The organism is Rhizobium sp. TH2 (assembly GCF_024707525.1).
In the GTDB taxonomy this organism is placed as follows: Bacteria; Pseudomonadota; Alphaproteobacteria; order Rhizobiales; family Rhizobiaceae; genus Rhizobium_E.
This window is the reverse complement of record NZ_CP062231.1, coordinates 1,307,128-1,321,469: the sequence shown is the minus strand read 5'-3', so window position 1 is coordinate 1,321,469 and position 14,342 is coordinate 1,307,128. Positions and strand designations below refer to the sequence as shown.

At 60.9% G+C, this 14,342-nt stretch carries 18 protein-coding genes; 7 read left to right on the top strand and 11 right to left on the bottom strand.

Annotated elements, in window-relative coordinates; genetic code table 11:
* Positions 1 to 64: 64 nt before the first annotated feature.
* Positions 65 to 457, top strand: coding sequence for an antitoxin Xre-like helix-turn-helix domain-containing protein (locus IHQ71_RS06740; protein ID WP_258161182.1), 393 nt, complete (start codon positions 65 to 67; stop codon positions 455 to 457).
* Entirely contained in the window at positions 454 to 1,149 is a 696-nt protein-coding gene (locus tag IHQ71_RS06735; RefSeq protein WP_258161181.1) for an RES family NAD+ phosphorylase, read from the top strand. Before IHQ71_RS06740 ends, IHQ71_RS06735 begins: the two co-directional genes overlap by 4 nt.
* An 18-nt stretch (positions 1,150 to 1,167) precedes the next feature.
* Here IHQ71_RS06735 and IHQ71_RS06730 read toward each other — a convergent pair whose 3' ends face one another.
* The 9 genes from IHQ71_RS06730 to IHQ71_RS06690 all read right to left on the bottom strand — a co-directional run bounded on the left by IHQ71_RS06730 (position 1,168) and on the right by IHQ71_RS06690 (position 9,118).
* Positions 1,168 to 1,464, bottom strand: coding sequence for a type II toxin-antitoxin system RelE/ParE family toxin (locus IHQ71_RS06730; RefSeq protein WP_258161180.1), 297 nt, complete (start codon positions 1,462 to 1,464; stop codon positions 1,168 to 1,170).
* 5 nt (positions 1,465 to 1,469) lie between these two features.
* A complete protein-coding gene (locus tag IHQ71_RS06725; RefSeq protein WP_258161179.1) occupies positions 1,470 to 1,706 on the bottom strand; it encodes a CopG family ribbon-helix-helix protein in 237 nt (78 codons plus the stop codon).
* 123 nt (positions 1,707 to 1,829) lie between these two features.
* Complete coding sequence (gene uraD / locus IHQ71_RS06720) at positions 1,830 to 2,327, bottom strand: 2-oxo-4-hydroxy-4-carboxy-5-ureidoimidazoline decarboxylase (RefSeq protein ID WP_258161178.1); 498 nt, start codon at positions 2,325 to 2,327, stop codon at positions 1,830 to 1,832.
* 98 nt (positions 2,328 to 2,425) lie between these two features.
* A complete protein-coding gene (locus IHQ71_RS06715) occupies positions 2,426 to 3,121 on the bottom strand; it encodes a calcium-binding protein (RefSeq protein WP_258161177.1) in 696 nt (231 codons plus the stop codon).
* Between the two features lie 439 nt (positions 3,122 to 3,560).
* Positions 3,561 to 4,271: a calcium-binding protein gene (locus IHQ71_RS06710; protein ID WP_258161176.1), complete on the bottom strand. Its 711-nt coding sequence runs from the start codon at positions 4,269 to 4,271 to the stop codon at positions 3,561 to 3,563.
* Between the two features lie 140 nt (positions 4,272 to 4,411).
* The gene (puuE, locus tag IHQ71_RS06705; protein WP_258161175.1) at positions 4,412 to 5,329 is read right to left on the bottom strand and encodes an allantoinase PuuE; all 918 of its coding nucleotides are present in this window, start codon (positions 5,327 to 5,329) and stop codon (positions 4,412 to 4,414) included.
* A gap of 116 nt (positions 5,330 to 5,445) precedes the next feature.
* Complete coding sequence (locus tag IHQ71_RS06700; RefSeq protein ID WP_258161174.1) at positions 5,446 to 6,798, bottom strand: calcium-binding protein; 1,353 nt, start codon at positions 6,796 to 6,798, stop codon at positions 5,446 to 5,448.
* Positions 6,799 to 6,952: 154 nt separating this feature from the next.
* Positions 6,953 to 7,675, bottom strand: coding sequence for a LuxR family transcriptional regulator (locus IHQ71_RS06695; RefSeq protein WP_258161173.1), 723 nt, complete (start codon positions 7,673 to 7,675; stop codon positions 6,953 to 6,955).
* A 117-nt stretch (positions 7,676 to 7,792) separates the two neighbouring features.
* A complete protein-coding gene (locus IHQ71_RS06690; protein ID WP_258161172.1) occupies positions 7,793 to 9,118 on the bottom strand; it encodes an FAD-binding oxidoreductase in 1,326 nt (441 codons plus the stop codon).
* Between the two features lie 191 nt (positions 9,119 to 9,309).
* Here IHQ71_RS06690 and IHQ71_RS06685 point away from each other — a divergent pair, with 191 nt between their 5' ends.
* The 5 genes from IHQ71_RS06685 (at position 9,310) to mnmD (ending at position 11,641) form a co-directional block, all read left to right on the top strand.
* Positions 9,310 to 9,633: a helix-turn-helix transcriptional regulator gene (locus IHQ71_RS06685; RefSeq protein ID WP_258161171.1), complete on the top strand. Its 324-nt coding sequence runs from the start codon at positions 9,310 to 9,312 to the stop codon at positions 9,631 to 9,633.
* Positions 9,630 to 10,106 carry a DUF1801 domain-containing protein gene (locus tag IHQ71_RS06680; RefSeq protein ID WP_258161170.1) on the top strand — a complete coding sequence of 159 codons (477 nt, stop codon included), beginning with the start codon at positions 9,630 to 9,632 and terminating at the stop codon, positions 10,104 to 10,106. The genes IHQ71_RS06685 and IHQ71_RS06680 overlap by 4 nt, the downstream gene beginning before the upstream one ends.
* A gap of 109 nt (positions 10,107 to 10,215) precedes the next feature.
* The gene (locus IHQ71_RS06675) at positions 10,216 to 10,647 is read left to right on the top strand and encodes an SRPBCC domain-containing protein (protein ID WP_258161169.1); all 432 of its coding nucleotides are present in this window, start codon (positions 10,216 to 10,218) and stop codon (positions 10,645 to 10,647) included.
* A gap of 48 nt (positions 10,648 to 10,695) precedes the next feature.
* Complete coding sequence (locus IHQ71_RS06670; RefSeq protein ID WP_258161168.1) at positions 10,696 to 10,938, top strand: hypothetical protein; 243 nt, start codon at positions 10,696 to 10,698, stop codon at positions 10,936 to 10,938.
* Between the two features lie 4 nt (positions 10,939 to 10,942).
* Positions 10,943 to 11,641 (top strand): tRNA (5-methylaminomethyl-2-thiouridine)(34)-methyltransferase MnmD, encoded by a 699-nt coding sequence (mnmD, locus tag IHQ71_RS06665; RefSeq protein ID WP_258161167.1) that lies wholly within the window; start codon positions 10,943 to 10,945, stop codon positions 11,639 to 11,641.
* On the opposite strand, the gene IHQ71_RS06660 is transcribed toward mnmD, so the two are convergent.
* Both IHQ71_RS06660 and IHQ71_RS06655 read right to left on the bottom strand, forming a co-directional pair.
* Positions 11,638 to 12,897 carry a calcium-binding protein gene (locus IHQ71_RS06660; protein ID WP_258161166.1) on the bottom strand — a complete coding sequence of 420 codons (1,260 nt, stop codon included), beginning with the start codon at positions 12,895 to 12,897 and terminating at the stop codon, positions 11,638 to 11,640. The genes mnmD and IHQ71_RS06660 overlap by 4 nt on opposite strands.
* Before the next feature lie 137 nt (positions 12,898 to 13,034).
* Positions 13,035 to 14,315 (bottom strand): calcium-binding protein, encoded by a 1,281-nt coding sequence (locus IHQ71_RS06655; RefSeq protein WP_258161165.1) that lies wholly within the window; start codon positions 14,313 to 14,315, stop codon positions 13,035 to 13,037.
* Between the last annotated feature and the right edge of the window lie 27 nt (positions 14,316 to 14,342).

The following is a 14,342-nucleotide window of genomic DNA, read 5'->3' as shown; positions in this document are numbered from 1 at the left end:
TTGACAGACTGCCGTTGACAATGTATACCATATGATATGAAGATTCAAATCTTATGGTGAACTCATGGCAATCGCTACCAAGCCCCAACCGGTCCCGGCAGTCGAAGTCGCCACTGTCGTCAAGGCGGTGACGCGAACGGCCGATCTCTGGAAACTCAGGAACGCCGACGCGGCGGCGCTGTTCGACGTGCCGATTGCCACCTGGAACCGGATGAAGGCGGGGCAGTATCGCGGTACGCTGGATCGCGACAAGGCCATGCGGGCGAGCCTGATCATCGGCATATTCAAGGGCTTGCGCCTGCTTTTCAATGGGCCACTCGAATATGGCTGGCCGGCGCTGAAGAACAGCGGTCCGCTCTATGAGGGCCGGACGCCGGTCGGGTTGATGATCTCCGGCGGCATACCGGCAATGATGCGCGTGCGCGATCATATCGATGCCATGCGGGGTGGATTGTGACGGCATCAATCCCCGTCAGCGAGATCGCCGAGCCCTCAACCGTCCGGCTGATTTCGACCGCCTATATCACCGAACCTGCACTCTCGCCGCTTTACGACACGGACGAGGAGCGGCAGGTGCTGGAAGCGCTGGAGGGACGCTCCTCGGCGCGCCTCGCGCCCGTGCGGATGCCGCCGGACGTCGATCCCTCAGAACTGCTCACGCCCGCCGCCGGCTTCGGCTACACCTATGTCAACGCCGCCTTCTGCTATGTGAAGCCCGATGGCAACCGCTTCAACGATGGCAGGCGCGGCGCCTGGTATGCGGCGATCGGCAAGGATGCGGCAAAGACCTCGCAGGCCGAAGTGATCTTCCACCTGACTCGTGAACTCGACCATGTCGGCATCTATGACAACATCACCGCCTATCGCGAGCTTCTCGCCGGGATCATCGGGCCGTTCCATGATCTGCGCGGAATGGATGGCGAGCCGGCACTCTCACCGGATATCGCAACGGCCTACCCCGCCGGTCAGGCGCTGGCGCGCCGGATATTCGAGGGCGGTGGCAACGGCGTGCTCTACCCCTCGGCTCGGCGAAGGGCCGGAACCTGCCTCGCGGCGTTCCGGCCGCATCTGATCCAGAATATCAGGCTGGGCGAGACAATCACATTCGAATGGAAGGGTGAAAGGGAGCCGGAGGTGCTCGCCAGTTAGCCGTCCTCCGTTTACCGGTCACGGTTCGGCCAGTTCTTCCGGCCATTCGCGAGCGCCGTGCTGGACGAAGAGGATTTCTATCCCGTCATCACCAACGCGATAGGCAACGACATAGGGTCTTCGTGGAATCACGAGTTCCCGCGTGCCCTTGATCTCGCCCTTGCGTCGGATGAACGGATTGGAGGACAGTAATCGTTTCGTCGTTGAGTGGATTTCGTTGACGACATTGGCCGCAGCGCGCGGATTTTCCTTCGCGATATAGTCGCCGATCTCGACAAGCTCCCGGAGATATCGTCGCGTCCAGACGATACGCAAATTCGCTATGCCTCGCCGTATTTGTTGAGTACGGCGGCGATCTCTTCATCGGACGCGAATTCGCCACGGCCGGCTTCGTCCAGGCCTTGCTGAACGCCGGCAACCCACTTCTCCTGCCAAGCGAGCGAACGCCCGTGGGCAAGTGCGTCCTCGATGATCTGCTCGCGTGTCAGCGTCGAGCGCGACGCAAGCATGTCGATGCGGCGGCTCAAATCGTCAGATATCTCGATCGTGTTTTCCATCACGTCATTCTGCCAGCGGACAGACTGTCCATGATAAAATCCTCCCCGGAGCCCTTTGCCCCCGACAGCGGCGGTCAATCGCGCCGCCATTGCGACGCATGGCATCGCGGATATGGGTGACCATCACATCCCGGAAAAATCCATCGCTTCGACCCTCAGCCGCGCGATCTTCTCGACCTCGTGGCACGCGGCGGCGAGTTCCTCCGGCCGCGTGTGATGAATACGGTTTTCGAAGACATGCAGGATTTCCTGCTTGGTAAGCCCTTTGACCGCGATGATGAAGGGAAAGCCGAAGCGCGCGTGATAGCGGGTGTTGAGATCGGTGAAGCGGGCGAACTCGACCTCTGTCAGCCGGTCGAGCCCGGCGCCCGCCTGTTCCTGCAGGCTGTCCTCGGTGAGGACGCCCGCGATGGCCAGCCTGCCCGCAAGATCGGGATGGGCGCGCAATACGGCCAGGCGCTCATCGTCCGTGGCGGCACGGAATTCCTGGGAAAGCACCGCGTGCAGCCAGTCGACGTCCAGTCGCGAGGGAGGTGCAGCCCTGTCGAACGCCCGTTCGGCGATCCAGGCGGAGTGCTCGAAAACGCCGCCGAAACGCGCTACGAAATCCGCCCTGTCCATGGCTCCACCCGGTCTGGTTCGTGTTCTTGTTACGTCACGGTCTAGCGCGGCAATGGGGTAAAGTCGAGGCGCATAGGACGCGCCCGCACGAGCGAGACTCAGTTGATCGCTATGAAGTCATCATCGAACGTCACGTGGGATTTCCGTACGTCCAGAAGCCGGATGATGTCGCCCTCGCCATAGATCACCAGCGTGTCCCTGCCATCCTTGACGATATCGACTTCGGGGACAGTCGCGACATTGATGAAGTCCTGATGACCCTCTCCGCCGTCGGCATCGAAATCGACGATTGTGTCCTTGCCATCGCCGGGGAAGAAGATGAAGTAGTCGGAGCCCTTGCCGCCCGTGAGCCGGTCGCGTCCCTCGCTACCCAGGATCCAGTCATGGCCACCGCGGCCATCGATGCGGTCGTTGCCATCATAGCCGTCGATCCATTCGCCCTGGTTGGCGCCCTTGATCGTATCCTTGCCCGCCAGAAGGGTCTCGACGACGGCGCGGATGCCGCCATCGTTCCAAGCGGTGGAAAGCGCGGCCGCATCGGCATCGAGGCCGGTGATCCGCGCTTCCTTCTCGCCATCGGGGTTCCTGAAAACCAGTTCGTGGATCGTGCCGCCGGTCATGGCGCCGGCATCGTATTCGATGCCCTCGCCGAGAAAGGCGAGATATTCACCGCCGGTGCTGTCGAACAGCAGTGCCTGGCTCTTCCATTCCACGACGATCGCCGTGTCGCCGCTGAAGAACGTATAGAGCGGATTGAGCCGCGCATATTCCGAGGTATAGGTGAGCTTCACCATGGACGATCCCGTTTCCCGTGCGATATCGACTGCCGGCTGAAATTGCGCGGCGGCAACATTGTCGGCATCGGGATGAATATGTCAAATACGATCACGGTTAATGCGCGTCCCTCTCACAGTGGCATATCGACCCCCAAAATTCGGGGCGGCATGGTTACCATTTGTTAAGAGGAATTACTGCAATCTTAGCGGCATAGGCAGGAGCCCGGTCCGTTTCCCGGGGCTTCCGCCGCCCGCGCGAATGCGGGAGGCGCCGCCTCAATACTGAACAGGCACGGCAGGGAATGCTGCCTGGACCAGAAAATCAGCACGAATTCGGCGGCCCTGACATGGGGCCGCCGCTTTTGTTTCAGGCGGCCGGCGTGGATATGCGGCTGCGTTCGCTGCTCAGAAATCGAACAGACGGTTGATCTGATCGTCTGGCTGCTGACGCCAAATGTCAGAGCGGCATATGAAAATCGTTCTCTTTGATGTCGGATTTGTCGGTGTCGAGCAGCGTCAGCGTATTGCCATCCCCGAAGTTCAGCACCACGTCATCGCCGACCTGCTTTATCGACAGCATATCGTCGAACTGTGCGGCGATGTAATCCTGGTTGTCGCCGCCGCCCTTGGCGTCGAAATCGGTGATGATATCCTTGCCGCCCTTGTCATCGAGCAGGAAGAAGAAATAATCCCGGCCCGCGCCGCCCGTCATCTTATCGTCGCCCAGTTCGCCGTTGATAGTGTCGTTGCCGGCCAGCCCGTTCAAACGGTCGTTGCCCTTGCCGGCCCAGACGAAGTCGTCGTTGGAGCTGCCGGTGAACCGGTCCTTGCCGCCATAGACCTTTTCGAGGAACTGCGACAGGTTGCTGCCCTCGGACAGGAGATTGTCGAGCTGCTTGGCCTTGAAATCGGCGCCCGACACGCGAGACGTCGTGTTGCCGTTTTCGTCCTTGAAGATGATGGTATCGACGCTTCCCGTCAGCAGCTTGCCATCGAGATAGGCGAAGCCTTCGCCCTTGAGGATGATTTTCTCGCCGCCATCGGTGTCGAGATAGACAGCCTTGTTGGCGCCGCTCTCGTCCATCAGTGTGTGCATGTCGTCGGGCGTGTAATCCCAGTAAAGCGAGCCGAGGTCGCCGAGAAAGTCAGTGTGCTTGATCTTCGCCATTTGTCGTTCCCATCCGTTGTTTTTGTTACGATGCAGGAACGACGCATCAAACTCCCGGACTATTCGGTTCAGGAATCAAGAGTGTTACGCGGGAGACAGGAGGCGGAGCCGGCTTTCAGCTGAAGTCGGATTGTCAGAACTCAACCCGGCCTGTGATGCTCATGCCAGTGCCGGGCGATGTCGATGCGCCTGGGCACCCACACATTATCGTGCTTGAGCACATATTCGATGAAGCGCCTCAGCGCGGCGGCGCGGGCGGGGCGGCCGACGAGGCGGCAGTGGAGGCCGACCGACATCATCTTGGGCGACCCCTCCCTACCCTCTTCGTAGAGCGCGTCGAAGGCATCCTTGAGATAGGTGTAGAACTGGTCGCCGGAATTGAAGCCCTGGGGCGTGGCGAAGCGCATGTCGTTGGTATCGAGCGTATAGGGGATGATCAGGAACGGCTTGCCATCGGCGCCGGGCACCCAGAACGGCAGGTCGTCAGAATAGTTGTCTGAGGAATAGAGGAAGCCGCCCTCCTCCATGACCAGCCTGAGCGTGTTGATCGAGGGCTTGCCCTGATACATGCCGAGCGGGCGGGTGCCGGCCACTTCGGTGTGCAGGCGCACGGCTTCCAGTATATGCTGGCGCTCGAGGTCTTCAGCGTAATCCTTGTATTCATGCCAGCGGTAGCCGTGGCTGGCGATTTCCCAGCCGGCCTCGTTCATGGCGGCCACCGCCTCCGGATTGCGCGCCATGGCAACCGTGACGCCATAGACGGTGACCGGCACGTCGAGCGTGGTGAACATGCGGTGGAGCCGCCAGAAGCCCGCGCGGGAACCGTATTCGTAGATGCTCTCCATGTTGAGATTGCGCTGGCCGGGCCAGGCGGGTCCGCCAACGATCTCCGACAACAGGTTCTCGGACGCCGGGTCGCCGTCGAGAACACAGCTTTCACCGCCCTCCTCGTAGTTCAGCACGAACTGCACCGCGATCTTGGCGCCGCCGGGCCATTTCGGATCGGGGATATTGCGGCCGTAGCCAACGAGATCGCGGGGAGTCTTGATATCGAGCATGCTTGTCACCTTTGTCCGTTCGGGCAAAGGCTAGAAAAGCGCGAGCGGTTTGTCGAGGGCAGAATGCGTCCGCGCCATCCCAGGCGTCAGGCATGCCGGGACTGCGCGGGTGCGCTTCAGATCACCAGGAAGTCGTTCGCGTTCAGGGTCAGTCCCGCTTCCAGGTCGGCAATCAGCATGGATTTGCCCTTGCCGCTGCCGTTTGCGTCATAGAAGAGCCGGCCGGTATCGGTGTCGTAAATGATGCGGTCCTCGCGGTCCTGCGCCTTGCCGCTGGCATTGGCGGCGAAGGCGTCACTGGCGAGCTTGCCGTCGCGGCCGATGGCCTTGAAGGCGCGGTTGTCGAACAGGATCCGGTCGTCGGCCGCGCTGAAGTCGATGATCAGATCGATGTCCAGGCGATTTTGCGGCAGGGCAGAGAAGACGAAGCTGTCACGCCCCTCGCCGCCGGTGAGCTGGTCGGCGCCCGTTCCACCGCCGAGCCTGTCATTGCCGCCGCCGGTAGCGATGACATCGTCGCTGGCGCCGCCATCGACCGAATCCGTGCCCGCATGACCAATGTAGCTGTCCTCGCCATCGAGCAGCCTTATGCCTACCTTGGACATCGTCAGTTGCTGGATGCCGCTCAGGTCGAAGATGTCGTCGCCTATCGAGCCGGACAGCTTGAAGCCGTTCGCATCGAACTGTTCGACGCCGGCCGTGATATCGATCGTGAGGAACTGCCGGCTGGTGTCGTTCATCAGCCGCACCGCATCCGTGCCGGCGCCGCCGACGAAGGTATCCATGTCGATATCGCCGATCCAGAAGATGTCGTCGCCTTCGCCGCCATCGAGCAGGTCGCGGCCGGTGCCGCCGTAAAGCTGGTCATTGCCGCCGCCGCCCTGGAGCGTGTCGTTGGAATTGCCGCCATCGACGACATCCACACCTGCATGACCGGTGAAAATGTCGTTACCGTTGCCGAGTTCGATCGCGCCGGATCGGTTGATGATGGAGGTCACGCCGCTGAAATCGTAGAGATCGCTGCCGGCGCTGCCGAGAAGGGCGAAATTGCCGAGATCCAAGACTTCCACGCCGGCCGCGACGTCCAGGACGATTTCGCTGCGGGTGAGGTCGCTGAAAAGCCGCACCGTATCGGTGCCCGATCCACCCAGGAACGTATCGATGCCGGTGCTGTTGCCGCCGATCCAGAATGTGTCGTTGCCTTCGCCGCCATCGAGATAGTCGTCGCCGCGGTCGCCATAGAGATGATCGTCGCCGTTCTGGCCGAAAAGCGTGTCGTTGAGATCGCCGCCGTTGAGCGTATCGTTGCCGCCTCCGCCATAGATGTTGTCGCGGCCATCGCCGCCGGACAGCACATCATTGCCGGTTTCGAGGTTCGGGTCCGCGCCCTGCTCATAACCGAAGATGTTGTCGCTGCCGATGCTTCCCTGGCGCGTGTCGTTGCCGCTGGTACCGTAGATATCTGACATGAGCTTTTCCCAACTTGATGATCACAGGCGGGCGGCATGTGCCGCAAGGTTGCTTGCCCTGTCAGGTGATTGTCATGATTTGGCGCGGGGATCAGTTATCAGATTTGCGTATTTTGACCGGCTAATGCAGATTTTGTCGCGGAACAGCCGACACTTAGAGCATGATGTGGCGGCGCTGCAGGGCGAGCGCCACGGCAGCCAGCGTGCTCGAAACGCCATAGGCTTCGCGCACATTCTGCAGATGTTTGCGCACTGTCGCGGTGGAGATCACGAGGATGTCGCCGATCTCGTCGGCGGTCTTGCCCATGGCGGCCCAGAGCAGGACCTCACGTTCGCGCGGACTGAGCAGGCGGTCGCGATCCTCCTCGCTCCTCAGTGCCTCGACGCTGCTGATCGTCACCATCGACATGAGGTTGACGGCGATCCGTTCGCGCTTGCTGAGCACCAGTGTTCTCTCGGGCGATGCGAAGGACATCAGGGCATGCCAGTGCCGACGCGAATAGGCGGGCACGATATAGCCGCTGCGGAGCCCGAAATCCGTCGCTTCATTGACGACCCGGCTTGCCTGGGCGGTCGTGAAATAGGGTTCCGGCACCTCGCTCCAGAAGAAGGGGCGCACCGTTTCGCGGCTGTAGCGGCAGACGCCATCGATGTCGGCATAGTTGCCGCCCACATAGCGCTCGAACCAGCCCTGCGGCCATCCATTGAGTTCCACCAGCGGCTCGAGCGCATCTCCGGGCAGCGGAATGCCACTGAAGATGAAATGCTCGAAGCCCAGCTTGCGGACATTCTGCGTGAGATCGGCAAGCATCGGCCGCGTCGAACGATAGTCCGGGCATCGGTCGATGAAATCAAACATGTCCTGCTCTACGGTCATGCGCCTCCCGGGATGCCTTCACGCCAGCAAACATGTTTAGATTGCCGGAAGGGAATTTCAATTCACAATCGCACGTTTTTGTGGCGGCAGGCCATGCGTCATGCGGCGCGAAGATATCTAGCCGGGGATTTCCCGCGAAATCTGCCCCGAAAGGGTGAAATTTTCCGGCAACGGCGCCGTGCTGCGGCCAAGCAGATGGTCGAGTGCGGAATCGGCCAGCCTATGGGCCATGCCGAAGGAAATCTTGAACCCGCCGGTGAGCGCGATGATGTTTGCATGGCCGGGCACCGGGCCGACTAGCGGGTCGCGGCCGATCGCCTTGGGGCGGATGCCGGCCCAGCGTTCGACAACCTCGGCGTCGCGGAGCGCTGGGATCAGGGCACGGGCGTTCTCGATGAGGGTGTCGAGCTGGCGGTCGGTGGACAGCGGATCGTCGTACTGGTTTTCGCTGGTGGAGCCGATGGCCGCGAAGCCGCCTTCATGCGGCACAACATAGACGCCATCGAGGAAGACGACGGGAAGCGTGGGATCGAGATCGGCTTTCAGCAGGGCCGCCTGGCCTTTGACGCCTTGGCCGAGGGGTTTCGGCAGTGGGGGCATGAGGGATTGCAGGATGGGGAAGCTTGCGGCGCCGGCGGCTATGAGGGCGTGGGAGAAGGTGATGGTGGTGATTGAGGGTTCAGAAGAATACCCCCATCTGTCACTTCGTGACATCTCCGCCTCAAGGGGGGAGATTGGGGGCGTGTGTTGCGCCGCCGGTGCCACATCCGATCTCCCCCCTTGAGGGGGAGATGCCCGGCAGGGCAGAGGGGGGTGAGCCACAATCTCAGCCCTGCCCCGTCCCGCATCCAGCCGCTCCAGACTGGCATGCTCAAAAATCCGCACATTCGGCTGGCGCAGGAGCCAAGTCTTCAACACGGCCATCAACGCGCGCGGCTCGACGCGGGCGGCGAGGGTGTCGTGGATATAGCCGGCGGCGCAGGCCGTGGGGTCGATATAGGCAGGCTCCGGTTCGCCATCGCGGACATGCCAGTGGAAGCGGTATCCGCCCTGGTGCCAGTTGGTTTCCGCGTCGCGCTGGTGGCGGAGCGCGATCTCGCGCAGATGCGGTTTGGGGAGCGGGACGATGCGGCCGGCGCGGCGGAAGTTGGCGTTGAGGCCGGTGTCGTGCTCCAGCCGTGCGATCTCGTCGGGCAGCGAGACCAGCGCATCGAACTGGTACTGTTTCTTCTGATCCCAGCGGTCGGGCATCCATGGGAACAGCGCGCCGAGCAGGCCACCCGAGGCGCCGCGACCCACCTCGCCCGCATCGATCAGGATCACTGAAAAGCCCGCATCGGCTGCTTTCACCGCGCCCCACAGGCCCATGATGCCGCCGCCGATGACGAGCATGTCGGTGGAGAGCTGGCCGGAACCGGAAAGGGAATTGTCGGCTGATGCCATGGATGGGATACCGGGAACTGCGCCGCTCGCGCTGGGATGGATCGACGGCGATATGCCCTATTCGCCGGGGTTTGGCGATTGTTTTGTTGCGGAAGTAGCGGAGATCGCAATGTCTCTCCAAATCTCTTCTTGACGAACTCATAGCTCGTCGGTTATGAGTTAATCCATAGCCAGCGAGTTATTGATCCGACATGCAGAACGACCACGACATCCTCTTCCGAACCCTTGGCGATCCGACGCGCCGGGCGATCTTCGAGCGGTTGTGCCGTGAGGGTGAGCAGACAGTCGGAGCGCTGACGGCGCAGGCGGGGATCTCGCAGCCGGCGGTTTCGAAGCATCTCGGGGTGCTCAAGCAGGCGGGACTGGTACGCGACCGGCATGAGGGGCGGCAGACGCATTATAGCGCCGAACTTGGTGCGCTTGCCCCGTTGACCGCCTGGACGAGCCAGATGACCGGGTTCTGGCAGCGCCGGTTCGACGACCTCGAGGATTTGCTGAAAAGGATGGACCAATGAAGGACACATCAGCCAAGACAGGAAAGAAGGCGGCCGCCAAGTCCCGCAAGCCGCTGCAGCCGGGGCCGGACGGGGTCGTGCTGCTCTCGGGCGGTAATCCGCAGATCGCCAAGGGCTATGGTGACGCGCCGGTGCAGGCCTTTATCGCGGCGATGCCGGGCTGGAAAAGCGATGTCGGACGCCGGATCGACGATGTCATCACACGCACCATCCCTGATGTGCAGAAGGCGGTGAAGTGGAACACGCCCTTCTACGGCGTCGAACCGGATCACTATTTCCTCGGTTTCCACTGCATCACAAAATACGTCAAGGTCGCCTTCATGCGGGGCGCATCGCTCGATCCCCTGCCGCCCGGCGCCTCCAAGCAGAAGGATGTGCGTTATCTCGACATTCACGAGGACGATCCGTTCGACGAAGAGCAGTTCACGGACTGGGTGAGACAAGCCAGTCAACTGCCTGGCGAAAAAATGTAAATCAGAACGAAGAATATGCGGGAACGGAAGCCGAGCGAGCCTGCCAGTGCGGCGGACGGCCTCCGCACGCCGTGTTCAACCAACACCTCAAGTGACGAAGGATGAAACAATGAACGAACAATCGACCGAAACGCGCACCGTCGTCGTCGAGCGCGACATCCCGCATCCGCCGGAAAAGATCTGGCGTGCGCTCACCCAACCACACCTGATGGAGGAATGGCTGATGAAGAACGATTTTCTGCCTGTCGTCGGCCACCGCTTCAATCTTCGCGGCGAATGGGGCGGCGTGCTGGACTGCGAGGTGCTGACGGTCGAGCCGCACACGCAATTGTCCTACACGTGGAACTTTGTCCACGAAGACGCGGCCTACGACATGCGGAGCGTGGTGAACTTTACACTCACCCCGACGAGCACTGGCACGCATCTGCGCGTCGAGCAGGCGGGTTTCCGTCCAGACCAGAAGCAGGCCCTCGGTGGCGCCAAGGCTGGATGGCAGCAAATGCTTGGAAGCCTGGAGAAGGTGCTGGATGGGCTGGAATGAAGCCTGTCGACATTGTGCAAACGATTTGATGTTCAAAGGAGAAATAGCATGAACAGATGGATTCGGCAGATACACCGCTGGCTGGCGATTGCCTTTACGGTGGGTTTCATCGCCAATATCGTCACCATATTCGGCATGGGCCATCAGCAGCCGCCGGTGCTGGTGGGCATGATGGCGCTGGTGCCGCTGATGTTGCTGCTGCTGACCGGGCTCTACATGTTTGCCCTGCCCTATTTCGCGAGGGGTGGCGGAGGCCAATTGACCGGGGCCGGCAAGCAAACTATCCGCTAAGGCCATGGACGAGACGGATAAGAAAAATGCTCCGGTGCTGGAATGGATCGACGGCGACATGCCCTTTTCGCCAGCGTTCGGCGACCATTTCTATTGCCGCGAAGATGGCCGCGCGGAGTGCGGCCATGTGTTCCTCGCGGGCAATGGATTGCCGGAGCGGTGGAAGGCGGGCGGGGCTTTCGTGATCGGCGAACTCGGCTTCGGCACGGGGCTGAATTTCTGCGAAACGTGGCGGGTGTGGAAGAGGCAACCGGCCGGCTCGCTGCATTTCATCTCGTTCGAACTCCACCCGATGGACCGGGCTGATATCACCAAGGCGCTGTCGCGCTGGCCGGAGATCGAAGCGGAGAGGCAGGCGCTGGTGGCGGCGTGGCCGGATGATCCGCGTGGCGTGGTTCGGCTTCGAATGGCCGACGACGTGACGCTTACGGTGGTCTGCGGCGATGCCTTCACCAATCTGTCCGAGAGTACCGAGACATTCGACGCCTGGTATCTCGATGGGTTCGCGCCGTCGCGCAATCCTGCCATGTGGTCGGGGGAAATCCTCAATGCCGTGCATGACCACACGCGTCCCGGCGGTACCTTCGCGACCTATGCGGCGGCGGGCTTTGTCCGCCGCAATCTGATCGCGGCGGGATTCGAGGTCGAGCGCCGCCCGGGCTTTGCGGGCAAGCGCGAGATGCTGTGCGGCATACGTCCTTAGTAAGCGAAGTCCTCGCCGGTCAGGTTGGCGATCGTTACATTGTTGACGGTGAGGACATCATTCTTGCCGAGGTGGATTTCGACATTGGCGCCGTTCTGCACCATGGTTTTCGAGATATCCGTGAAATCATCGAGTTCCCTGTAGCGGGTCAGGTCGATGACGTCGGTGCCGTTCTGGAAGTCGGCGATGATGTCATGGCCGGATCTTGTGGTGAAGACGAAAGTGTCGGCAAGCGTGCCGCCATAGAGCAGGTCGTTGCCCCGGCCGCCGTTGATGACGTCGATGCCGCCATAGCCATAGAGCGTGTTCTGGCCGGCATTGCCGGTCATGCGGTTGGCGCTGTCATTGCCCTTGCCGGTGAGGCTGTTCTCACCGGTGAAAATGAGGTTCTCGAAGTTGTTGCCGAGCGTCCAGGTGACCGTGGAACGCACGGTGTCAGTGCCGGCATTGGTCTGCTCGCCGAGAACGATCAGCGCGTCGTCGATGATGTAAAGGTCGTCCTGCTCGCCGCCATCGACGTAGTAGGTGGTGCCGCCGCGGTCGTCGAAAATGTCGTCGCCGCCACCCAGCCAGACCTGGCTGGAAATTTCGCCGCGGTTGCGGATAATCTCGGTCGCCAGGCTGAAATTGGCCTGCAGAGCCCAGAACTTGCCGTCGATATTGCCGTGATTGACGAGCGTCGTCGAGCTTCCCGTCAGGTTGGAGAGCATGATCGTCGTGTTCTCGGTGGCACCGATATCGCCCTTGTTGACGATCTTCAGTTCTTCGCCTGCGCCGAGCAAGGAATAGATGGCATGGTCCTGCCCTGCGATCTGCCCGGTATTGACGATCTTGCCGCCCTCGAAACTCACGTCGATGCCGATATTGCCGCCGTTGATGATCCCTGAATTCTCGATCAGCATCCGCGTGCCTGATGTTTCGACGGCAGTTTCGCCGCCGATGAGGCCGGAATTCCTGAGGACTTGCCCGTCGGCGGCCAGCCTGACGCCGACCTTGCCCGAGATGGATGCGGATTTGGCGACTTCGAGCACCCCGGCGCCGGTTTCGTCCTGTGTACCGATGAAGATGCCGAATCCCTGGCTAGCGGAGATATCGCCCTTGATCAGGAAATCCCGGCCCTTGACATCCGTCATGCCGACGATACCCGCCGGATCGGCGGTGTTGATGGAGACGTTCCTTTCGAGGACGTAGGTCGTGTCGCCCTGTTTGGCCTCGAACATGGTGGTGCGATTCTTGGAAATGCTGACGATTTTCATCTGAGCCCCTGAAATTTCTCGTTTCGTGGGCTCGCTTATCGCTCAGCTTTGTTTCAGGAGAACACCGAATCTCGCGCCGAATGTTTCATATGTTTCAGAGTGTTACCCAGGTAACAGCGCCCCGCAACATGCGGGTTTCAGTCGTCGCCCTGCCGGAAAAAGGTGAAATCCACGCTTTCCAGATCCGCGATCTCAATATCCAGGATCGTCAGTTTGTCACCGAGTCCGAAATTGATCACCACGCCGGCATCGGTCTGTTTGGCGAAGTCCTCGATGGTATCGAAGTCGATGGCCGATGAAACATCGTTGAGGTTGATCCGGTCGGAGAAGTCGTAATCGGCGATCACGTCGCGACCGAAACCATCAGCGAAGACAAAGCGATCGACATCCTCTCCGCCGATCAGCCTGTCATTGCCCAGGCCACCCGTGATCTGATCGCTGCCTTCGCCGCCATTCAGTACGTTGTCACCGGCATTGCCAAGAAGCGTGTTCTTCTCGGCGTTGCCGGCGCCCCTGATGTCCTGCCTGCCGAGCAGCTCAAGACTTTCGATGCCGTCGGCGAGCTTTATCGAGATATTGGTGAAGACCTTGTCGGCGCCGCCCGAGTCAGCGCCAAGTTCGACCTTGTTATTGTAGAGGAAATATTCGTCGTCGCCCAATCCGCCGGAGACGGTGCTGCCGACCGTGCCCCGGTTGACGAAGACGTCGTCGCCGTCGCCGAGGGTGACACCGCCGTCGAAGCGGCCGAAGTTGACGACCCTCTCATTGCCATCGCGGCCGACCACCGCCGTGCTGCCGCCCTTGACTGTTCCATGATTGACGAAGAGATTCGAACTGCCGTCGAAACTGGTGAACTCGACGACCTGGACCGTGCCTCTTTGTTCGATGACGCCGTGATTGCGCACCACATTGTCACCACCGTTAAGCCGCAGGACGACGGTGTCGTCCGAGCGGATAAGGCCATAATTCTCAAGTGAAATATCACTACCCAGCAGGTCAATCGCCTGGCTCGAGGCGATGATCCTGCCGTTGTTTACGATGCTTGCTCCTGGTGTCCCGCCAGACATGCCGACCGCCGCGCGAACCAGACCATCATTGGTAAGGTTGAGGTCCGCAACTTTGAGACGGAGAGCGATGTCCTCGGCGAGAAGCACGCCCGTTTTGGCGATGCCCACATCCGCGCCGTTGGCCAAGAATCCATTATCGAAGTCACCGAGTACGAGACCGAAACTATTGATATCCGCCAGAGCCTCAACGCTGCCGCGAATGGTGATCTGGCGATTTTCCGACGCTGTCGCCGCATCGATCGCCGTCCCCGCCACCTTGCCGGTTACACCCTTGGCGATGAGCAGGATATCGTTGTCGTCAGGAACGAATATAGTCGAGGTAAAGTCGGCCGTGATTGTCTGCGATGTCATGGTGAGATCTCCGGGTGCCCATGACAG